This window comes from Martinezella miluonensis (assembly GCF_900094545.1).
Classification (GTDB): Bacteria; Pseudomonadota; Alphaproteobacteria; order Rhizobiales; family Rhizobiaceae; genus Rhizobium; species Rhizobium miluonense.
This window is the reverse complement of sequence record NZ_FMAH01000026.1, coordinates 1-21,249: the sequence shown is the minus strand read 5'-3', so window position 1 is coordinate 21,249 and position 21,249 is coordinate 1. Positions and strand designations below refer to the sequence as shown.

The window sequence follows — 21,249 nt, the reverse complement described above, 5'->3', positions numbered from 1 at the left end:
ACAGGAGAACGAGCGATGAAGCATATCACCCAGATTCTCGCCGCCGCGGCCATCTCGATGGTCGTGACGGTCCCGGCCTATGCCGAAACCACCCTGACGGTCCACTATCCCATGCCCGGCTTCTTCAAGAACGTGATGGACACGATCTCGAAGAAGTTCATGGAAGAAAATCCCGACATCAAGATCCAGTTCGCCGCTCCTTCGGCCACCTATGAGGAAGGCATCCAGACCATCCTGCGTCAGGCCGGCACCAGCGAAATGCCGGATGTCACCTTCATCGGCCTCAACCGCCTGCGCATGATGGACGAGCGCAATGTCGCCGTCGATCTCGGCCCCCTCGTCAAGAAAGAGGGCAACATGGCCGAGAAGGGCTTCTCGGACACGATCCTGAAGCTCGCTCAGGTCAAGGGCAAGCAGGTCGGCCTCGCCTTCGCGACGTCGAACCCGATCATGTATTACAACGCCGACCTGGTGAAGGCTGCCGGCGGCAATCCGGACAACCCGCCGAAGACCTGGGACGAAGTCATCGCGCTCGCCGGCAAGATCAAGGCGCTCGGCAACGGCGTCGACGGCATGGACTTCCGCTGGCAGGGCGACGACTGGATGTTCTCCGCCCTCCTCTTCGGCGCCGGCGGCAAGATGCTGAGCGACGACGAAAGCAAGGTCGCCTTCAACGGTCCGGAAGGACAGAAGGCCGTCGAGATGATCCAGCGCTTCGTCAAGGAAGGCGGCATGCCGGTCTTCACTAAGGCTGCCGGCGAACAGGCCTTTGCTGCCGGCAAGGTCGGCTTCGAATTCCAGACCACCGGTGCTCTCGTCAACACCATCAAGAATGTCGGCACCAAGTTCGACCTGCGTACCGCCAAGATCCCGCTGATCGACCCAGTCAACGGCCGCCTTCCCACAGGCGGCAACGCCGTCGTCATCCTGACGCATGATCCGGTCAAGGAAGAAGCCGCCTGGAAGTTCGCCAAGTTCGCCGCCGGCCCCTATGGCGCCTCCGTCGTCGTTCCCGGCACCGGCTATGTTCCGAACAATGAGCTTGCCGCCAAGTCTGCCGAATATCTCGGCGACTTCTACAAGAAGAACCCGCTGTTCCAGGCTGGTCTGAGCCAGATGCCGGTCATGATCCCCTGGTACGCCTTCCCGGGCGCCAACGGCGTCAAGGTCACGCAGACCATCGTCGACAACCTCTCGCGTATCGTCGATGGTTCGGCCGCGCCGAAGGATGCGCTTAACGACGCCGCTTCCGACGTCGAAGGCATGCTGCCGCGCAGCTGATTGCTGGATCGGGTTTAAAATCTGCGCCGCTTCCTTACGGAGGCGGCGTTTTCATGTGCGGAGACGCGTCAGAACCGAAGCGTTTCCAAGAAACGTTAGAGCATTTCCAGGAAAAGTGCGCAGCGGTTTTCCGTCCGGAATGCGTAAAGAAACAAGAAGATAGAGCGTTTTCGCGATTCGAAGAAAAGCGGAAATGCTCTAATTGGCAAGATTGCGCACCGTGCCGCCCGAGCGCAGCCGATACGGGACGATCAGATGGCGCGGTGGCGCGGCATTTTCCGCCATATCGAGCAGCAGCGAGGCGGCCGCCGCTCCCATGGTTCCGTCCGGAATCTCCACCGTCGTTAGCGAAACCTCACCCAGAAAACCAAGGGAAATGCCGTCAAAGCCGGCAACCGAGATATCGTGCGGGATCGAAAAACCCTGTCGCCGCAGCGCACCCATCACGCCGAGCGCGAGAAGATCGTTGGAAGCGATGATCGCCGTCGGGTCTAGGCGAGAGATCGTGTCGGAAAGATCGAGCTGTTCCAGACTGCACACGAAGGAGATCTCCAGGGCGGCGAGAGGTTGCTGCCCCGCCGCCTCCATCGCCTTGATATAGCCGAGATAGCGCAGCTTTGCCCGATCCGATGCGGCGAAATGGCCGGAGATGAAGAGGATGCGCCGATGGCCCTTCTGCAGCAGATGATCCGTCAGATCTCGGCCCGCGCCGAAATTGTCGGTCGCAACGGCGGCGGTGAAACGGGTCGTCGGCAGATTGCCGAGCAGCACGGTCGGCGGCAGGGCGGAAGACAGAGCCATACTGCGTTCGGGATCGCAGACCGTGAGGATGAGGCCGGTCGGCTGCTGCTGAAGAAGCGAGGCGACTGCGTCCGGCTCCTGCGCCGGGTCATAGTTCGACTGCGCAATCAACACGCTGTGACCCGCATGAAAGGCTCGGTTCTGGATGCTGGAAAGCGACGCCGCAAAAACGGGATTGGTAACGCTGGGAATGAGCACGCCGATTGCCGGCCGCCCGTTGCCGGTACGCCCACCCGCCCGATAGCCGAGTTCCGCCGCCGCCCGGCGCACGCGGCGCACCATCTCGTCGCTGACGGGACCGTTGCGGTTCAGCACGCGGCTGGCGGTCGCGACCGAACAGCCGGCACGAAAAGCGACCTGCTGGAGCGTCGACATGATATCAAGCACCTCCGGCTTCGGACTTCAGCCCCGATTGGAACAGCCCCTGGAAATGATGGGGATTTATATCAGAGCAATGACAGTTATTTGACGGAGGGGTGCTCCAGCCGCGACATTCAGCCCCTTGATCTTCGCTGCGGCGCAACAGATCATTATCGGGATCGCAGCGGCGAATGATGCTGTCATCAACCGATGCCATGATTGCCGCGCTGTGATCCGCAGATCCGCCCCCTCGAAAGGATGCTCTCATGTCAGAAGCAGAAGCACGGACGCCTGCCACTTCCACCGACAAGACCGAAAGACTGTTCTTCCTCGATATCAACGATGGACGCATTCTCTCCTCCGCCATCGATGGCACCGATCTCAAGCTCATCGTCCAGCGGCCGGGCCGCAGCCCGGACGGCATTCTCGTCGACAGCGAGAATGGCTGGATCTACTGGACGGAAATGGGCAATGACTACAATGCCCATGACGGCTCGATCGAGCGCATGGACCTCGACGGCGGCAACCATATCACCCTGATCCCGTCGGGCAGCACATTGGTCACGCCGAAGCAGATCCAGATCGATCGCGACAACGGCAAGCTCTATTGGTGCGACCGCGAAGGCATGCGCGTCATGCGCGCCAATATCGACGGCAGCGATATCGAGACCCTCGTGCAGAATGGCGATAGCCCGGAAGACAGCGCCGATATCGAGCGCTGGTGCGTCGGCATCGCCCTCGATCTGCCGCTCGGCCAGATCTACTGGACCCAGAAGGGGCCGCCGGATGCCGGCCTCGGCCGCATCTTCCGCGCCGGCATCAATATCCCCACTGGCGAAACCGCCACAAACCGCAGCGATATCGAGATCCTGCTCGACAAGCTGCCGGAACCGATCGATCTCGAACTGGACCTTGCCACCCGCACGATCTACTGGACCGACCGCGGCAATCTTCCGCGCGGCAATACCGTCAACCGCGCTCAGATGGACGATATCGCCGCAACGTCAGAGGTCGTTCTCGAAGGTCTCGACGAAGGCATCGGCCTGTCGCTCGATCTGCCTGGTAATCGCATGTTCTTCACCGATATCGGCGGTAATCTCTATTCCGCGAGCCTCGATGGCTCGGGCGAGCGGGAGCTCCTGCATCATGCGGGCTCATTCACCGGCATCGTCTACGCCGAAATCTGACTGCTGGAAATCGTAGGCGCGCGGACCAGCGCGCCTACGATGCATCCTCTTCGGCTACCATCCGGTCGAGGTTCCGGTTAAGCCGCCGCATCAATTGCAGCAGCGTTTGAACCTCGTCTTCACTGAACCCGGCAAGAACCGCCCCCCGCCCCTCGTCCAAGGCGTGACGGGCAGCTGGAAGCTTTTCCAAAGCCGTCTCGGTCAGGGATACGAGGCTGCTACGTCCATCCGTCGGATCGGGCGTCCGCCGGATCAGACCATCACGCTCCATGCGGGCTAGCATTTGCGCCATGGAAGGCTGCTCGATTTTCGCGAACTTCGCCAATTCCTTCTGCGACATCTGCGCTCCGTTGCGAAGCAGATAGAGCACTGGCAGTTGGCCAATGTTGAAGCCCAGCGCCTTCACCCGGCGCTCGCCCAGCCGCGCGAAGCTGCGGGAGGCCATGTTGATGAGCGGTGCCGGGTTTTCGAACAAGTCCCAATCGGTCATATTTTCGTCACTTGAATAGGTACCTATGTTAATCTATATAGGCACCTATCTACAGGAAGAAGAGAATTTTGTCCATGCCATCCCATCCCCGCATCGCCATCATCGGCGCCGGCCCTGGCGGCCTGACGCTGGCTCGCATCCTCCATCAGGCCGGCGTTGCAGCCACCGTCTTCGAACGCGAAGAACACGCGCTTTCCCGGCCGCAAGGCGGCACGCTCGATCTGCATCTGGACTCCGGCCAGCTCGCACTGCGCCGCGCCGGCCTCTACGAGGAATTCCTGAAGATCGCACGCTACGAGGATCAGGGAAGCCGGCTTTATGACAAGGACGGCACGCTACTCTTTGCCGATGACGATGCCGACGATTCAGAAAGACCGGAAGTGGATCGCACGGCGCTGCGGCAGATCCTGCTGGCCTCCCTGCCGGAAGAGATCATCCGCTGGAATCACGGCCTGCGAGAGGTTATCCCACGCGACGATGGCGCCTACGATCTGATCTTCGAAAGCGGAAAGATCGGCCCCTTCGATCTCGTCGTCGGCGCCGATGGCAGCTGGTCCAAAGTCAGGCCGCTCGTATCCTCCTATCGTCCGCAATATAGCGGCATCACCTTCATCGAATTCGGCATCGACGACGTTGATTCCAGTCATCCAGATCTCGCAGCCCTTGTCGGACATGGCAAGATCGGCGTCGAGGCTGATGGGCGCGGCTTGATCGTGCAGCGCAATGGCAACGCCCATGTCAGGGGTTACGCGATTTTCCGCGTGCCGACCGACTGGGCTGAGAAGACCTTCGACCTTGCTAGACCGGCGAAAACTCGCGCGCGGCTCGCTGCCGAATTCGAAGGCTGGGCGCCAGAGATCGTCGGCCTTATCGAAGCCAGTAACGATCACATCGTTTCGCGGCCGATCTACGCGCTGCCGGTCGGTCATCATTGGCAGAACCGTATCGGCATAACGCTCATTGGCGACGCAGCGCATGTGATGTCGCCATTCGGCGGCGAAGGTGTGAATGCGGCCATGCTGGACGCGGCGGAACTTGCACGTCAGCTTCTCGAAGGCGGCGACTGGAAAAAGGCCGTCAAAGCCTATGAAACGGACATGTTCGAACGCGTCATCGAGCCTGCCGAACATGCCGCCGAAGCCGTCGCTACCGAGCTTTCTCATCTCGGAGCGGAACTCTCTCTCCAGCACTACAAGGCACATCTCGAAGCTCGTCTTCAAGGTTCGGCCGCCTAGCATCGCGCATAGGAAAGCGGGCCAATTAGGCCCGCTCCGGAGACGTTATTTTACCTCATCGGGATAACGGCTTAGCTGCCCTTGCGCACGCCATCGAGAAGATGCGGCAGCGACTTGACGCCATCGTCGCGAAGCTCTGATGGCAACAGTCCCTCCGGAAGATCCTGATAGGAGACCGGGCGCAGGAAGCGACGGATGGCAAGCGTGCCGACCGACGTCGTGCGGCTGTCGGACGTGGCCGGGAACGGGCCTCCATGCACCATGGCATGGGAGACTTCGACGCCTGTCGGCCAGCCATTGGCGAGAATGCGCCCGGCCTTGCGCTCCAACACCGGCACCAGCTTCGCGGCCGTGGCATAGTCATCCGCTTCGATCTGCAAGGTCGCTGTCAGCTGACCCTCGAGCTTTTCCGCAACTGCGATCATCTGCTCGATGTCCTTGCATCGCACCAGCAAGCTTGCGGCGCCGAAAACCTCATGACCCAGGCGCTCGTCGGCCAGGAAGGGCTCGACATCCGTCTCGAAGAAAATGCCGGGGCTGCGGTTGACGCCCTCGGCCGGCGCGCCGTGAGCGACGGTCTTGACCGCTTCATGCTCGGCCAATGCGGCAACGCTCTTGTCGAAGGCGGCGTGAATGCCCGGTGTCAGCATCGGCGCCGGTGCGCGGCCGGTCAGGGCATCGCTGGCGGCCTGGACGAAACGGTCGAGATCGGGGCTCTCGATGGCGAAAAGCAGGCCCGGATTGGTGCAGAACTGGCCGGCGCCAAGCGTCAGGGAATCGATGAAACCTGTACCGATCGCCTCGGCGCGCGCGGCAAGCGCGGCGGGAAAGAGGAAAACGGGATTGACGCTGCTCATCTCGGCATAGACCGGGATCGGCTCCGGCCGCGCTGCCGCAATGGCACCAAGCGCCATGCCGCCGCCACGCGAACCGGTGAAGCCGACAGCCTTGATGCGAGGATCACGCACCAGCGCCGCGCCGGTTTCATTGGCACCGGTCAACAGCGAGAACGTGCCTTCCGGAAGACCGCAAGCGGCAACGGCAGCACGGATAGCGCGTCCCACAAGTTCGCCCGTGCCCGGATGAGCAAGATGACCCTTGACGACGACCGGGCAACCGGCGGCGAGCGCCGAGGCCGTATCACCGCCGGCAACCGAGAAGGCGAGCGGGAAATTGCTGGCGCCGAAAACGGCGACCGGGCCGAGCGGGATCTGGCGCAGGCGCAAATCGGACCGCGGCATCGGCTTACGCTCCGGCAATGCCGGATCGACGCGCAGATCGAGCCACTCGCCGGCGCGGACCACCTCAGCAAACAGCCGAAGCTGGCCGACGGTGCGGGCGCGCTCGCCCTGCAGCCGCGCCACCGGCAGGCCGGTCTCTTCCGTCGCCCGCTCGATCAGCGCATCACCGATCTCCATGATATTGTCGGCAATCCTTTCGAGGAATGCCGCACGTTGCTCCGGGCTGGTCGCACGATAGGTGTCGAATGCCTGAGCCGCCAGTTCACAGGCCTTTGCCACATCGGTCTCGCTGGCAATCGCAAAGGCCGGCTCCAGATTGGCGCCCGTTGCCGGATTGATGGCGCGCGCGGTTCTGTTTTCGCCGGTCGAATCCGCGCCGATCAGCAAATCGCCGTTAATCACAAAAGACTGGGTCATGGATATTCCTTGATGATGTCGAAGCACCGGAAGGTGCGCTCGCGAGAGCAGATAGCAGGATGAGACGACAGATGTAAGATGATAATCGTCATCTAATTATCAAGACCGAAACAGCGAGATCGAGGCGCCAGCGACCTTTGGGCGCAGCATCGCGGAAGTCGAAAACAGGCGATCCATCGCCATATGGCGTTGCGGCCACTTTCGTGCCAATTTAGCGTCCATCCGAAAGACAGAGTGCGGCCAAGCCCCCATGTCCATTGCACTTCTTGGTGATCCGATTGTCCAGTTCTGCATTCTGGTCGTCATCGGCACATTCGTCAGCCGCATCATGCTGCGCCATCAGCGTGCAGGACGTCTCATTGGGCAGATCGTCTTCTTCGTTTCCCTGACCGTGCTGCTGCTCTATCACGGCATCATTCCTTATGAACCGAGCCCGCCGCAAGACTCGGTGACGCTGCGCACCTTCACGGGCTTTGCCAAGATCATTTGGTGGATCAACGGTGCATGGGTGCTGATCGCCTTCGTGCGCCTGTTCCTGATCTTCGAGCGCAAGCCCCGCGAGGGCCGGCTGCTGCAGGATCTGATCGTCGGCATCATCTATCTCGGCGCGATCCTCTCCATCGTCGGCGACGTGTTCAGCGTCCCGATCGGCACGTTGATCGCGACATCGGGCGTCTTTGCCATCATTCTCGGTCTCGCCCTGCAAAGCACGTTGAGCGACGTCTTCTCCGGCATCGCGCTCAATCTCGGCCGGCCCTACTCCGTCGGCGACTGGATCGTGCTCGAAAATGATATTCAGGGCCGTGTCGTCGAGACCAACTGGCGGGCAACGCACCTGCTGAACGGCACGAACGATCTCGTGGTGATCCCCAACAGCGTCCTTGCCAAGACGCGGCTCACCAATCTCTCCTCACCGGAGGAAAGCCACGGCGCGACGGTGACGGTGCGCGTTCAGCCGACCACTCTTCCGCGCATCATCGCCGATCTGATGGAGAATGTATTGATCAGCTGCAACTCGATCCAGAAAGTGCCTGAGCCCAGCGTCGCCATCACTTCCGTCGACGGGCAGGCGATCGAGCTGCTGCTTTCGTTCCGCGTGCGCGATATATCGATGACGATAGCGGCAAAGAACGAGATCTACGATCTTCTTTACCGTCATTCGAAGGCCGGTGGTTTGAAACTAGCCGGACCTCCCGGCACGATCACGGTTACCACCGAGCACACAACGGAAACGCCCGCCGATCAGCAGCATGCTCCGGGAACGCCATGGCGGCTGGTCAGCAATATCCCGCTATTCTCATCGCTGACCGAGGACGAGAAGGAGCATCTGGCGTCGCACATGCAGCGCCGCACCTATCGCAAGGATGCTGTTATCGCCGAACAGGATGCCAAGCTTCGCGCGCTGACGATCGTCCGATCCGGCGTCGTCAGCATCACCCGCCGCGAAGGACATCGGCAGATCGAGCTGACCCGCCTCGCTCCCGGCGATTACTTCGGGGAGAACGGCCTGTTGATGGGATCGGGCGAAGTCGGGACGGTTCGCGCCCTGACCTTCGTCGTCACCTATGAAATCGGCGAGGACTGCCTGTCGCCACTGCTGCATGACCGGCCGGCCCTTGCCGAGGAGCTGGGTGCCATCATGGCAAAACGCATCGAGGCCGAGCACCATCTGTTCGCCAGCGCCGATGTGCTGGTCAACGGCGCTCCCGTCAGCTCGCTGAGCTCCCGCATCAAACATCTCTTCCAGCTGCAGCAGCATGACTAGGCCACATCCTGCGTTTCGGCCAGGTGCAGCCCGGACGTCGAGGTCGCTGCGGTGCAGATGCATAACGCTCGGTCCCACGACACCGATGTTGAGCCTCGCTAGTTCGACTTCGCCGTCGGTGCAGCCTGGCTCTGTGCCGCAAAGAATGCCTTGGCATCCATGGTGAACTGCTCGCGCGATGCCGGACGGGTGTAGAACATATGGCCGCCGCGATAGAGTTTCAGCGCCACGCGATCGGCGAAGGCCGCCGGCATATGGTCGAGCACATATTTGTTGACCCCGAAGGGAATGACGAGATCGCTGTAGCCCTGCCCCACCATGAGCCGGAACGAGGGTGACAGCGACAGCAGTTCCTTGAGATCGTCGGTGACGCCGGCGCTGAGGCGCGAACCGCCGTCACGCCCGCCCCATTTCCACAGCCTGTTCACCGATGTCGACAGGAGCGTATAGGTCATCTCGGTACGAAAGCCGAGTTCATCGCGCGCATAGCTCGAATAGGCGCCGCCATAAGCTCGAACGAAACCGTCGAGGATGGGGTCGCCGCCGCGCTCGGAATCCGACTGCGGATAGGGATCGGGCGCCAGCAAGGAAGCATCATAGGCGCTCGCCACTTCGCCACCGCCGCCATCGGAATGTTTCTGATAGACGCCACCGATAAACCCCTGGCTCCTGGCGACGATATCGTCGGGGATGCCGGTCAGTTTCGCGACCCGAGCATAGAAGGCTCTGCCGGCGTCTCCGGAAGGCGGTGGGCCGGCAAGTGCGGGCAGATATTCGCTGAGAGCGAAAGCCTGGGCGGCCTGAACCGCCTTATCGCTGAACGCGTTTCGCCGCTCCAGTTCGGCTGCTGCCAGCGAAGGGAGCATCAGGGCGGCACCAAGCGCATCGTTGCTACCACCGAAAACGAGCCGGCCCTCGAGCAAGGGCGAGAGCATGACGATGCCCGAGATCAGTATGCCTTGGTCCTCGCGCAGGCTGTTGGCGACCTTGACCGAACGGAAGCCGCCATAGCTTTCCCCGAGAATGTATTTCGGCGAGGCCGCGCGCCCATTATGGGCGACATAGAGGGCGATCGCCTTGGCAAGGCTCTCGGCATCGCTCTCCACCGTGTAGAAGTCGTTCGCATCGTCCGGCTTCACCGTCCGGCTCCAGCCCGTGCCGATCGGATCGATCAGGACGAGATCGGTGAAATCGAGCCAGCTCTGCGCATTATCGACCAGCTTGGCATTGGCGCCATCGCGGCCATCCGGACCGAAATCGAGAATCTTCGGCCCGACGAGGCCGAGATTGAGAAAGGCCGATGCGGCTCCCGGCCCACCATTGAATATGAAGGTAACAGGCCGGCCGGCGTCGCGGTTCTTCGCGGCATAGGCGGTATAGAAGATCGCTGCGCTGCGCTGGCCATCCTGCCCGAAAAGATCGAGTGTACCGGCCGTCGCCGTATAGGCAATGCTCTTGCCACCGGCATTCAGCATATGGTCGCTCACCGCATCGGGCGGCAGCAGCGAGAGGACACCCCCGCCACCTTCCCGCACCGTATGAGGCTGCTCCGGCGACGCGGCAAAAGCCGGCATGGACATCACCGAGAGCGCCAATAACAAGCTCGGAATCATCTGGCGAAGAGACATCGGAATTATCCTCAAAGGTCCGGCCATAGCCGTCATTGCCGGCTATACTATGTCACCGCAGGCAAGCACGGAAACTCAAGACATATTGATCGCCGATCCGTCGATCACGTCATTTTCAGCAAGCGATACTATTGAGCCCCCACCAACCATTTGCCAGTCTGGCGACAGCCTCGGGGAAACCAATCCGACAACAGAAAATCGTAAGGGATACGACGATGAAACAAGACATCGACATCAAGACGGCCGACGGTGTTGCCAAAGCCACCCTCTTCCGCCCCGGCAACGATGCTCCGGCCAAGAGCGGCGTGATCTTCTACATGGATGCCATGGGTCCCCGCGCCTCGCTTTACGGAATGGCGCAGCGGCTTGCCGATGCCGGCTATATCGTGCTGCTTCCGGACCTCTTCTATCGCTTCGGCGCCTATGGCCCCTTCGACGGCAGCGCCTTCGGCAATCCGGCATCGCGGGAGACCATCATGACAATGTTGCGCGGAACGACGCAACAAATGACGAGAAACGACAGCGCCGCCTTCCTCGACACATTGTCTGCCGCAGGCGCCAAGGGTCCAGCTGGCGCAGTCGGATATTGCATGGGTGGCGCTCGCGCGCTGACGGCCGCTGCCGCCTATCCCGAGCGTATCACGGTGGCGGCCAGCTTCCACGGCGGCAATCCCGCCAGCGAAGCGGAAGACAGCCCGCACCGCCTTGCGGCCGATATCAAGGCGCGCGTCTATGTCGGCGTTGCCGGTATCGACAACAGCTTTCCGCCGGAGCAATCCGCCCGTCTCGCCGAGGCGCTTCGCACCGGCGGCGTCGACCATATCATCGAAAACTACGTCGGCATGGCGCACGGATGGACGGTGCCGGACCATGGCGTCTATGACAAGACCGGCGCCGAAAGGCACTGGAAACGCCTTCTGAATCTGTTCGGCGAAGCCTTGGCATAGTCAAACGATACCACCATCGCGCTGTCATGCCGAAAGCGCGATGTTTTCCACCCGGTCTAAAGGCCATGGAGCCGCTGCCGGATCAGAATCTGATCAGCCCGATGCTGGTCAATGTCGTCTTTTGCGAAACGCCAGGTGCATTGACCATGTGCCAGGCGACATATTGCTCGCCATAAAGTTCGGTGGACGACATGCCGTCAACGGGCAGCACGATGTTCATGCCGTTCAAAGCGGCATCCGTCGCCGTATCGAGAACGGCGCCTTCCGAGGCCGTGCCCGTCACGATGACGGTCTTGATGCCCTTGTCGGCGAGAATGCTGCGCAGATTGGTGCCGATGAATTTGTCAGCCCCGGATTTGACGATCGGCTCGCTCGCCAAAGGCGCCAGAGCCGTTGCGATATCCTGCGGCTGGCCGGCGCCGGCCAAGCTGAAAACGACAAGCATCTCTTTGGCTCGCGCCTGATCCAGCAGGGTTTTGACCTTGGGCACGGAGGCGAGGCAACGCGGTTTGGTTTTCTCGTTGCAAGGCCCCTTGGTCGGATCCTGTGCGCCATTGAAATCAAGGATCAGCAATGCCGTCGTCTTCGGATCGATCGTGACGGGCTTCAGCTCCGGCGGTGCAGGCGGTTTCGCCTCATGCCACTCGTCTATGATCGTCTGCGCCATCGCCGGCGATGTCAGCACCGGGCTGAAGGCCGTACAAAAAGCTGCAAAACAGGAACTGAAGGTAAAGACCGCTTTCCGGGTCGTGGCACTTGGCTGTCGCATCACGTTCGTCTCCTGTGCAAGCGTTCTCATGGGTAGACAACCCTGCAGGATAGATAGGCCGGAAATCGCGGCAGGGTAACGAAACTCTTCGTGATACCGGGAATGAGCGAATATGACGACGATACGGCTGCTACCCTTGTTCGACCGGCAATCGCCCGAGACAATCCATCGTTGACAAAAGTCAGCCAGACCATAATCTGCGCTTAAGCCTTTGCGATCGCCACCATTCTCCAGGAGATCATGACCATGCTGGCGAACTGCATGAGACGATTGATTTTGGCAGGCATTGCCCTTGGCCTCTCAGCCTATGCAGCCACGGCCGCCCAGACGCTCGATATCGTCGCGCAAAAGGGCTTGATCCGTATCGGCTATATCAACGACGAGGCGCCATTCTCCTTCAGGAAGAAGGACGGTAGTCCCACCGGCTATGCCGTCGATATCTGCGGCAAGATCGCGGACGCCGTCGGCCGCAAGGTTACCGACCTGAAGCGGGATTATGTCGAAATGACCCTCGCCGACGGCTTCAATGCCGTGAAAGACGGCCGCATCGACCTCCTCTGCGGCGCCTTGACCATCAATCTCGCCAGACGTCAAAGCGTCGATTTCTCGCAGCCGATCTTCCTGACCGGCGCAAGCGCCTTGCTACGCAAAGATTCGCCCGACTATCTGATGGTGCTTTTCCTCGACAAGCGGCCGACCCTTGCCTCCAGCAAGCAGGTGCCGACAAAGAGCACGATCGGCGTCCGCTCCGACACGACCACCGGCGCGACGCTGCGCGAGGCGCTCGGACCTGACGTGCCGCAAACACGCATCGAGGATTTTGCCACCCATCAGGACGGCCTGGCCGCCCTCGAAAGCCGGAAGATCGATGCCTATTTCGCCGATCGCGCGCTACTCTTCGACCTCGCAGCCCATGCCCGCAACCCTTTCACGCTCGCCATTGGCAATCGCCTCTTCACGCACGAACCCTATGGGATCGCGCTCAGGCAGGATGACTCGGCCTTTCGCCTGCTCGTCGATCAGACGCTGACCGATCTCTACCAGTCGGATGATTTCACGAAGCTGCTTGCGACCTATTTCGGCAATGAAGGCCCGATCTTGCGCCGCGAGGTCATGATGCAATCCATCCCGCAATAGCGTTGCGGACACAGGCGGGAAGCTTGCCATCGCCTTTGCGACATCTACCGAATGCGTTCATTGCGGTAAAATCCTCCGCTTCTCGACTGCGACGGCCCGCAGGTCGTCGTGCAAGCATCTTGAATATGTCGTAGACAGGCTCTGGTCGCCGCCGCACACATCATAAAATCCGCCTCCAGTATCAATCAGGGTCGCACGCAATGGCAGCATTTCCTCAAAAGGCGAAGGTCGTAATCATCGGGCTCGGCGGTATCGTCGGCGCATCGATCGCCCACCATCTGATCGAGCGCGGCTGGGACGATATTGTCGGCATCGACAAGTCCGGTATCCCCACGGATATCGGCTCGACCGCTCACGCATCCGATTTCTGCTACACGACCAGCCATGATTTCCTGTCCTGCTGGACGACCCTCTATTCCATCGATTTCTACGATAAGCTCGGCCATTATGCCCGCGTCGGCGGCCTGGAAGTCGCCCGCGTCGGCGACGACGACCGCATGGCGGAAATCAAGCGCAAGGTGACCTCGGGCAAGGCCTTCGGCACGCGCGTGAGCCTGGTCGACCCCGCCGAGATCAAGGAAAAGTTTCCGCTGATCGAGGAAAGCATGGTGCAGGGCGGCATGTGGGATCCTGATGCCGGCCTCGTCATCCCGCGCTCGCAGACGGTTGCCGGCAAGCTCATCGATGAAGGCGAAAAGAGCGGCAAGCTCCTCTCCTTCGCCAATACGCCCGCCCAATCTCTCATCGTCAAGGACGGGCGCATCTCCGGCGTCGTCACCCACCGCGGCACCATCGAGGCCGAATACGTCATCGTCTGTGCCGGCCTCTGGGGTCGCCTGATCGCCGAGATGGTCGGCGAGGACCTGCCGGTCATGCCCGTCGACCACCCGCTGACCTTCTTCGGCCCCTACAACGAATTTGCCGGCACGGGCAAGGAAATCGGCTTCCCGCTGATGCGCGACCAGGGCAACTCCGCCTATATGCGCGACACAGGCGACCCGAAGACGGCCGAAGGCGGCCAGATCGAATGGGGTTACTACGAAGAAAAGAACCCGCGCCTCTGCCATCCCCGTGATCTCCTCGAAAAGCACGAGGCCCGTCTTTCGCCCTCGCAGCGCGACCTCGACATGGAGCAGATCATCGAGCCGCTCGAACGCGCCATGGAGCTGACGCCGATCCTCGGCGAACTCGGTTACAACGAAGGTCATTCCTTCAACGGTCTGCTGCAAGTCACGACCGATGGCGGCCCATCCGTCGGCGAAAGCCAGAAGGTCCGGGGCCTCTGGTATTGCGTTGCCATCTGGGTGAAGGACGGTCCAGCCTTCGGCAAGCTCGTTGCCGACTGGATGACCGACGGCCGCACGGCGATCGACCACAACAGGATCGACTATTCCCGCTTCTACCCGCATATGCTGGAGGAGAGCTTCATCGAAAGCCGCTGCACCGAGGCTGCCCAGAAGATCTACAATCCCGCCGTCCATCCGCGCGAACCCTATGCGACCGGCCGCAGTGTCCGCCGCTCGCCCTTCTGGGAGCGCGAGAAGGAGCTCGGCGGCTATTTCATGGAGCTCGGCGGCTGGGAGCGTGCTCACGGCTACGCGGCAAACGAGCACCTGCTCGAAAAATATGGCGATCGCATACCGGTGCGTGAAAACGAATGGGACAACCGCCATTTCTGGCGCGTTTCCAATGCCGAGCATCTGGCGCTGAGCGAAGATTGCGGCATCATCAACCTCTCGCATTTCGCCATGTACGACATCGAGGGGCCTGATCATGTCGAGCTGCTGGAATGGCTCTGCGCGGCCAAGATCGGCGGTGACGCCAATATCGGCAAGGGCATCTATACCCACTTCCTCGACGACGAGGGCATGGTGCGTGCCGACTTCACCGTGATCCGCATGGCCGACCGCTGCCGCCTCATCGACGGCGCCGATGCCGGCCCGCGCGACTTCCACTACATGCGCCGTGTCGCTGAGGACAAGGGTTTCGACGTCACCATCACCGATGTCACCGAACGCTACGTCACGATCGGCATCTGGGGGCCGAACGCCCGCGCCAACCTGCAGAAGGTGGTCGAGAACCCGGAAAGCCTGTCGCAGGAAAACTTCCCCTTCGCCGCGATCAAGCAGATCCGGATCGCCGGCAAGAACGTCACGGCATTCCGCATCTCCTATGTCGGCGAACAGGGCTGGGAACTGCATATGGCTTATGGTGATGCGCTCGCTGTTTGGGACGCACTGCGCTCGACGGGCGCCATCGCCGTCGGCGTCGAAACCTATGCCAACAGCCGCCGCATGGAAAAGAGCCTCCGACTTCAGAATGCCGACCTGCTGACGGAATACAATCTTCTCGAAGCCGATCTTGCCCGCCCGAAGGTCAAGGAAGCCGATTTCCGCGGCAAGGCCAAGCATCTCGAATATCGCGCCCGCGAGCATCAGCCGGCCATGCTCTGCACGCTCGTCATGACAGACAATGTGGACTCCAACGGCGTGGCCCGCTACCCGGTCGGCATCCTGCCTGTCATGGATCCCGAAACCGGCGAAACGCTGGTCGACGAACTCGGCCGCCGCTCCTTCACCACCTCGATCGCCTACGGCCCGACCATCGGCAAGAACATTGCGCTGACCTACCTGCCTTGGTCCTACGCCCAGGAAGGACGCAAGCTCAAGGTCGAATATTTCGGCGAGACCTACCCAGTCGAAGTCGTCGCCGTCGGCTACAAGCCGCTCTACGACGCCGAGAACCTCAAGCCGCGCAGCTGATCTCTCGGCCACATAAGCCCTAAGCCAAAAACTGCCCGTCTGGTTCCAGACGGGCAGTTTCATTTTGCGGATGGCAGCGATTGTCGTTCAGAGAGGCAAAGCTCTGTCGCATGGACGGATGTTCACGCCCTCAGAGATTGCTGCTTCCGCTCGAATCCCATCGGGGCCAATGACCTATGGTGACCGCGCGAAGCAGCCATTCGACCGGTCCATAGTTGAAGCGCCGAAGCCACCAGCGACTGAGAAGAAGCTGAACACCGAAGAGGACGACGGCCACAGCCAGCGTCATGGCGAAAGAGAGTTGGCCGATCAGTCCGAAACCATAACCATGAAAGATCAGGGCACAGGCAACCGATTGCATGAGATAGTTTGACAGCGCCATACGTCCGGCGCTTGCCAGATAATCGCGCCAACTGCCCATCCGGCCGGAATCCAACGCCGTCAGCACCCCTGCGATGATGGCTCCAGTCAGGAATGGCGAGGTGAGAATGGAGAGCGCCAAGCCTGCCGTTTCCAGCGAGCTGCCGGGAGCAAACTGTGTTGCGCAGGCGTACGCAACACCGCCGGGCAAACCGACTGCCAGTCCCCATCCAATCATCCGGCCGAGATACGGTCGATAGAGATCCCGATTTTCCAGCAGCTTTCGCCGCCCGAAAACGAAGCCGATGAGGAACATGGCCAATGCACAGGGGGCTTGAAGCAGCAACAGCATCGGCAGGAACGACACGATATCCTCCCTATGCTGCCCCATGATGGAAGGAGGCGTTCCCCGATAGGCGGCGAGCGCCGTTTGCGCATGGTCCATCACGAGAGCGCTATCGTCCTGATCCGGCATACTCCATTGCAGAAGCGCGAAAACGAACCAAAGCACCGCCGTTACAGCGACGAGCGTTGCCGCAAAGCGGATCTTGAAGCCGCCGCGCACCTCTCTCACGGCGAGGAGCAGCAAGCCGAGGACAGCGTAAGTGGTGAGTATGTCGCCGTGAAACAGAACGAGCGCATGAATGGCCCCGATCAGGAACAATCCGGCCTGACGGCGCAACATGCGCGGCAGAAAAGCCACGTCCGCCTTTTGCGCCGATTGCATTTGTAGCGTGACGCTGTAGCCAAACAGAAACGAAAAGAGCAGATAGAATTTCAGCTCGAAGACAGCCGAAATCGCGAAAGCCAGAACAGCGTCGAGCGACGACCACCCATCCGCTGCCTGAAGACCGGTGCCATAATAGACCGAGGAGAACGCGAGAATATTGACCTGTAATATCCCGAACAGGGCAAAGCCGCGCAATGGGTCGATATTGGTAATGCGACCACGATCACGCATCGGGATTTTCCCCGGTGATGCAAAGAACGTTGCTGATGATGGTTCGGAGCGAAGCACGCTCTTCAGCGGGATCGAAGCTGGCATCGATCGACGCGCGGTTGAAGATCCCGTCGATGACGATCATCAGAAACCGAACGGCATGTTCGAGCGGTACCATAAGCTTGACTTGGCCACGCTCGGCCGCGCCGCTCAAAAGCGCTGTGAGACCATCCCTGAGAAGCCTGTCGCCGGCGGCATTGAGCGCGCCGACATCCTCGTCTCGCGTTGCTTCAGCCGCGATCTCCAATATCAACCGCCTCTCCAGCGCATCCGCGGCTAGGTGCAGAACGACATCAAAGAAATCCAGCAGGGCTGCCGCCAAATCCGCCTGTTGAAGCAACTCGCCAATATAGGTCGCCGTCTGGCTCGTCTGTTCGTGGACGACGGCGAGGATGATCGCCTTCTTGTTCGGAAAATAGTGAAACAATTTTCCGGAACTCACACCAGCCTCGCCACAGATGGCTTCGGTGCTGGTCCTGTGAAAGCCGGTCCGGGCGAAGCAGATCTTGGCAGCCTCAAGGATAGCCTCCAGTTGCAGGGCATGTTTTTCGGGATCGCGAGTACGCATTGATGCCCCTTAAATAAAGCGCGTACTCTGTTTATTATTTGACCAAAGCTATAGCGTCAAGACACTCCCCTTCCGGGGCATGCCACAGCTGCGTCTGCTGAAGATGGACTGGGAATTTCGAAGGTCGGCGCCGTGAGGCATCAATCGAAACCGACCGCGATGCAGGACGGAAATGGTGAAGTCCTAACGGACCCGTCTGGCGCGCAGCCAACAACATAGTCGCCGTAGCCAACGTCACCGTCGAACCGTATACCCATTTCTAGGCTTATGGCCTCGCTGGGGGCGCTGCTTATTGCTTCATGAGGGTCCAGTGTGCGGGTTTCGGAAAAGTCCGGACAGGATTTCCGGTAATCTCCGGACACAGTTTTCAGTAATTCCCGGACAGTGATTCCGCTAAATCCCGGACAGTTTCCGGCGGCGGTTTGACGGTTGGTTCGCGGCTGCGCCGTCTTGTTGGTTAGGCCTCTCACGACAACGTTGAGAGGGGCCGATGCCGAGACGGAAGCAAGCAAGACGAACGACAGTGAGGGATATCCGGACTATTCTGCGCCTGACCCACGAAGAGGGTCTTTCGGTGCGCGAGATTGCCGAGCGGCTGAAGATCGGCAAGAGCTCGGTATCGACCTATTTGCTGCGAGCTCGGGAAGCCGGGCTTTCGTGGCCCTTGCCGTCTGGCTCGGACGAGGATGCAAAGCTGGAGCGGCGGCTGTTCGGCCGAGCCGGTCGACCGCCGCGCGATCTCAGCGAACCGGACTGGGCGCTGGTGGTTCGGGAGCTGAAGCGCAAAGGCGTGACGCTGACGCTTTTGTGGCAGGAATACCGTGCAAGCCATCCTGATGGTTACGGCTTCACGTGGTTCTGCGAACAGGTTGCCGCCTTTCGGCAGCGCACGAGTGTAGCGTTCCGTAATCGGCACGCGGCGGGCGCGGTGATGCAGACCGACTATGCCGGACCGACGGTGCCGGTGATCGATCCGGCGACCGGTGTCCTCCATCCGGCCCAAATCTTTGTCGCGGTGCTGGGCGCCTCCAACCTGACCTTCGCCCATGCCAGCTTTAGCCAGCAGTTGCCGGACTGGATTGACGGCCAGGTGCGCGCGCTGACTTTCTATGGTGGGGTCACCAAGGCAATCGTGTGCGATAACCTCAAAGCGGGGGTGGCCAAGGCCCTTTGGTTCGAGCCGACGTTGACTGCAACGTTCGCCGCCATGGCCGAGCATTACGACACCACGATTCTGCCGACCCGCAGCCGGAAACCGCGTGACAAAGGCCGGGTCGAAGGAGCGGTATTGATCGTCGAGCGTTGGATCCTGGCTCGGCTTCGGAACCGGACCTTCTTCTCGCTTGCCGCCCTCAACACGGCGATTGCCGAATTGCTCGAGGAGCTGAACAACCGGCCGATGCGCCATGTCGGCAAAAGCCGCCGCGAACTGTTTGAGGAGATCGAACGGGCAGCCTTGAAGCCCCTGCCAGTGATGCCGTTCGAATATGCGGAATGGAAGGCGGCGAAGGTTCACCCGGACTATCATGTCGAGGTCGACAAGACCTTCTACTCGGTGCCGCACCGGCTGATCGGATGCACCCTCCAGGTGCGCCTCACCCACCGGGTGGTCGAGATCTTCCACGATCACCAGCGTGTCGCCAGCCACGTTCGCCGCTCCCAGCGTTCTGGGCACGTCACTGTCAACGACCATATGCCCAAGGCGCATCAGCGCTATGCCAACACCACGCCAGCCAATCTGATCGGCCGTGCGACCCAGATCGGCCCCAATGCCGCCATCCTGGTCGAACGCATGATGCGCGACAGGCCGCATCCGGAACAGGGATACCGCTCGGCCATGGGGATTCTGTCGCTGGCGCCACGCTATGGATCGCAGCGCCTCGATGCGGCCTGTGAGCGGGCGCTTACCATCAATGCCATCACCTATTCCTCCGTCGCCTCTATCCTCAAATCCGGCCTCGACCGGGAAAGACCGCAGGCGGAACATGCGGCCGCCACGCCTGCGCATACCAATATCCGTGGCCGATCCTACTATCAGTGAAGGAAGCAAGAATGCTGACAAACCCCACCCTCGACCAGATGCAGGCCCTCGGGCTGATGGGCATGGCCGCCGCCTGGCGCGAATTGACCGAGCAGTCCGGCACTAATGAGCTCAGCCGCGATGAGTGGCTCGGCCTGATGCTCGACCGCGAAGTTACCCTGCGCGCCGACAAGCGCATCCGCAACCGGCTCGCCTCCGCCAAGCTACGCTTCGCCCAGGCCTGCATTGAAGATATCGACTTCGCCGCCGCCCGTGGTCTCGACCGGCGCAACACCATGGCGCTGGCCCAGGGGCAGTGGCTCACCGCCCATGAGGGCCTGATCATCACCGGCCACACCGGCACCGGCAAATCATGGCTGGCCTGTGCCTTCGGCAGGCAAGCGGCCAGACTCGGGCACTCCGTGCTCTATGTGCGCGTGCCGCGCATGTTCGAGGATCTCGCACTTGCCCGCCTCGATGGCTCCTTTCCCCGCCTCATCGACAAGCTCACCCGCGTCCAGCTCCTCATCCTCGACGACTTTGGAACACATGCGCTCTCGGATCAGCAGCGCTTCCATCTCTTCGAAATCGTCGAGGAACGCTATCAGAGAAAGTCCACCCTGATCACAGCCCAAGTCCCAGTGGCAAGCTGGCACGACCTTATTGCCGACAGCACGGTCGCCGACGCCATACTCGACCGCATCGTGCATAATGCCCATCGCATTACGCTGCGGGGCGAGAGCATGCGAAAGCAAAAGAACGCACCCCTCTTGACGGCTGCTGAAAACGGCGAAATCAATCAACCCTGATAGAAACCAGGCTGCCGAGGGCCAACCTCGTCAAACTGTCCGGACTTTAGTGAAACTGTTGTCCGGGAATTGGCGGAATAACTGTCCAACTTTCGCGAAGCGCGCATCCAGTGGGGCTGTTCGATCGAGCTGGGCTTTGTCGGCTTAGGCTGCTTGCGGGGGCCTGAGAAGTCGTTCAATCCTCGACGCGTCACCAAATACAAAAGCCCGCAGGACGCGGGCATTTTGACACTGGTTTTTGGTCCTGCTTAGCCCTGTTTGTAGCTTCGCGCAGTCCTGCTTAGCCCTGTTCGATTTCGCTATGCTCGAGGGCGGCCCCCGCTTGAGGTTCTGCGGCTGAGGAGCTACCGGACTTATTGATCCAGGCTGTAAGATTTGGTTGCGGGGGCAGGATTTGAACCTGCGGCCTTCAGGTTATGAGCCTGACGAGCTACCGGGCTGCTCCACCCCGCGTTACCAGCGCAAATCGCGA

16 protein-coding genes and 1 tRNA gene are annotated in these 21,249 nt (G+C 60.9%); 9 read left to right on the top strand and 8 right to left on the bottom strand.

All coding sequences use genetic code 11. The annotated features are described in order from the left end of the window. The first annotated feature begins 15 nt into the window (after nt 1-15). Complete coding sequence (locus tag GA0061102_RS19855) at nt 16-1,281, top strand: ABC transporter substrate-binding protein (protein ID WP_092852427.1); 1,266 nt, start codon at nt 16-18, stop codon at nt 1,279-1,281. A 198-nt stretch (nt 1,282-1,479) separates the two neighbouring features. Here the strand turns inward: GA0061102_RS19855 and GA0061102_RS19850 are convergent, their stop codons facing one another. Next, nucleotides 1,480-2,457 (bottom strand): LacI family DNA-binding transcriptional regulator, encoded by a 978-nt coding sequence (locus GA0061102_RS19850; RefSeq protein WP_092852425.1) that lies wholly within the window; start codon nt 2,455-2,457, stop codon nt 1,480-1,482. A gap of 251 nt (nt 2,458-2,708) precedes the next feature. Between GA0061102_RS19850 and GA0061102_RS19845 the strand changes: the two genes are divergently transcribed. Then, the gene (locus tag GA0061102_RS19845; RefSeq protein WP_092852423.1) at nt 2,709-3,629 is read left to right on the top strand and encodes a YncE family protein; all 921 of its coding nucleotides are present in this window, start codon (nt 2,709-2,711) and stop codon (nt 3,627-3,629) included. Between the two features lie 34 nt (nt 3,630-3,663). On the opposite strand, the gene GA0061102_RS19840 is transcribed toward GA0061102_RS19845, so the two are convergent. Further along, entirely contained in the window at nt 3,664-4,119 is a 456-nt protein-coding gene (locus tag GA0061102_RS19840; RefSeq protein WP_092852421.1) for a MarR family winged helix-turn-helix transcriptional regulator, read from the bottom strand. Nucleotides 4,120-4,193: 74 nt separating this feature from the next. Between GA0061102_RS19840 and GA0061102_RS19835 the strand changes: the two genes are divergently transcribed. Then, nucleotides 4,194-5,354 carry an FAD-dependent oxidoreductase gene (locus tag GA0061102_RS19835; RefSeq protein WP_092852419.1) on the top strand — a complete coding sequence of 387 codons (1,161 nt, stop codon included), beginning with the start codon at nt 4,194-4,196 and terminating at the stop codon, nt 5,352-5,354. Between the two features lie 71 nt (nt 5,355-5,425). Here GA0061102_RS19835 and GA0061102_RS19830 read toward each other — a convergent pair whose 3' ends face one another. Further along, nucleotides 5,426-7,012, bottom strand: coding sequence for an aldehyde dehydrogenase (NADP(+)) (locus GA0061102_RS19830; protein ID WP_092852417.1), 1,587 nt, complete (start codon nt 7,010-7,012; stop codon nt 5,426-5,428). A 250-nt stretch (nt 7,013-7,262) separates the two neighbouring features. Between GA0061102_RS19830 and GA0061102_RS19825 the strand changes: the two genes are divergently transcribed. Beyond that, nucleotides 7,263-8,777 carry a mechanosensitive ion channel family protein gene (locus GA0061102_RS19825; RefSeq protein WP_092852415.1) on the top strand — a complete coding sequence of 505 codons (1,515 nt, stop codon included), beginning with the start codon at nt 7,263-7,265 and terminating at the stop codon, nt 8,775-8,777. Between the two features lie 98 nt (nt 8,778-8,875). Here GA0061102_RS19825 and GA0061102_RS19820 read toward each other — a convergent pair whose 3' ends face one another. Next, the gene (locus tag GA0061102_RS19820; RefSeq protein WP_092852413.1) at nt 8,876-10,405 is read right to left on the bottom strand and encodes a S10 family peptidase; all 1,530 of its coding nucleotides are present in this window, start codon (nt 10,403-10,405) and stop codon (nt 8,876-8,878) included. A 215-nt stretch (nt 10,406-10,620) separates the two neighbouring features. Here GA0061102_RS19820 and GA0061102_RS19815 point away from each other — a divergent pair, with 215 nt between their 5' ends. Beyond that, nucleotides 10,621-11,352 carry a dienelactone hydrolase family protein gene (locus tag GA0061102_RS19815; protein ID WP_092852411.1) on the top strand — a complete coding sequence of 244 codons (732 nt, stop codon included), beginning with the start codon at nt 10,621-10,623 and terminating at the stop codon, nt 11,350-11,352. An 82-nt stretch (nt 11,353-11,434) separates the two neighbouring features. Here the strand turns inward: GA0061102_RS19815 and GA0061102_RS19810 are convergent, their stop codons facing one another. Then, nucleotides 11,435-12,121 carry a cysteine hydrolase family protein gene (locus GA0061102_RS19810; RefSeq protein WP_245298072.1) on the bottom strand — a complete coding sequence of 229 codons (687 nt, stop codon included), beginning with the start codon at nt 12,119-12,121 and terminating at the stop codon, nt 11,435-11,437. Nucleotides 12,122-12,367: 246 nt separating this feature from the next. Between GA0061102_RS19810 and GA0061102_RS19805 the strand changes: the two genes are divergently transcribed. Continuing rightward, complete coding sequence (locus tag GA0061102_RS19805) at nt 12,368-13,258, top strand: amino acid ABC transporter substrate-binding protein (RefSeq protein WP_092852559.1); 891 nt, start codon at nt 12,368-12,370, stop codon at nt 13,256-13,258. 200 nt (nt 13,259-13,458) lie between these two features. After that, on the top strand, nt 13,459-16,020 hold the full coding sequence (locus tag GA0061102_RS19800) for a GcvT family protein (protein WP_092852407.1): 2,562 nt from the start codon (nt 13,459-13,461) through the stop codon (nt 16,018-16,020). A gap of 130 nt (nt 16,021-16,150) precedes the next feature. On the opposite strand, the gene GA0061102_RS19795 is transcribed toward GA0061102_RS19800, so the two are convergent. Together GA0061102_RS19795 and GA0061102_RS19790 are read right to left on the bottom strand one after the other, a co-directional pair. Further along, nucleotides 16,151-17,341, bottom strand: a complete 1,191-nt coding sequence (locus GA0061102_RS19795; protein ID WP_167668025.1) for a DUF418 domain-containing protein — start codon at nt 17,339-17,341, stop codon at nt 16,151-16,153. Further along, nucleotides 17,334-17,948, bottom strand: a complete 615-nt coding sequence (locus tag GA0061102_RS19790; RefSeq protein WP_092852403.1) for a TetR/AcrR family transcriptional regulator — start codon at nt 17,946-17,948, stop codon at nt 17,334-17,336. The genes GA0061102_RS19795 and GA0061102_RS19790 overlap by 8 nt, the downstream gene beginning before the upstream one ends. Nucleotides 17,949-18,438: 490 nt before the next feature. Here GA0061102_RS19790 and istA point away from each other — a divergent pair, with 490 nt between their 5' ends. Together istA and istB are read left to right on the top strand one after the other, a co-directional pair. Beyond that, nucleotides 18,439-19,989 (top strand): IS21 family transposase, encoded by a 1,551-nt coding sequence (istA, locus tag GA0061102_RS19785; protein WP_092852401.1) that lies wholly within the window; start codon nt 18,439-18,441, stop codon nt 19,987-19,989. 11 nt (nt 19,990-20,000) lie between these two features. After that, nucleotides 20,001-20,777 (top strand): IS21-like element ISRsp2 family helper ATPase IstB, encoded by a 777-nt coding sequence (gene istB, locus GA0061102_RS19780; RefSeq protein ID WP_167668023.1) that lies wholly within the window; start codon nt 20,001-20,003, stop codon nt 20,775-20,777. Nucleotides 20,778-21,153: 376 nt separating this feature from the next. Here the strand turns inward: istB and GA0061102_RS19775 are convergent. After that, nucleotides 21,154-21,230 (bottom strand) — tRNA-Met (locus GA0061102_RS19775). Nucleotides 21,231-21,249: the final 19 nt, after the last annotated feature.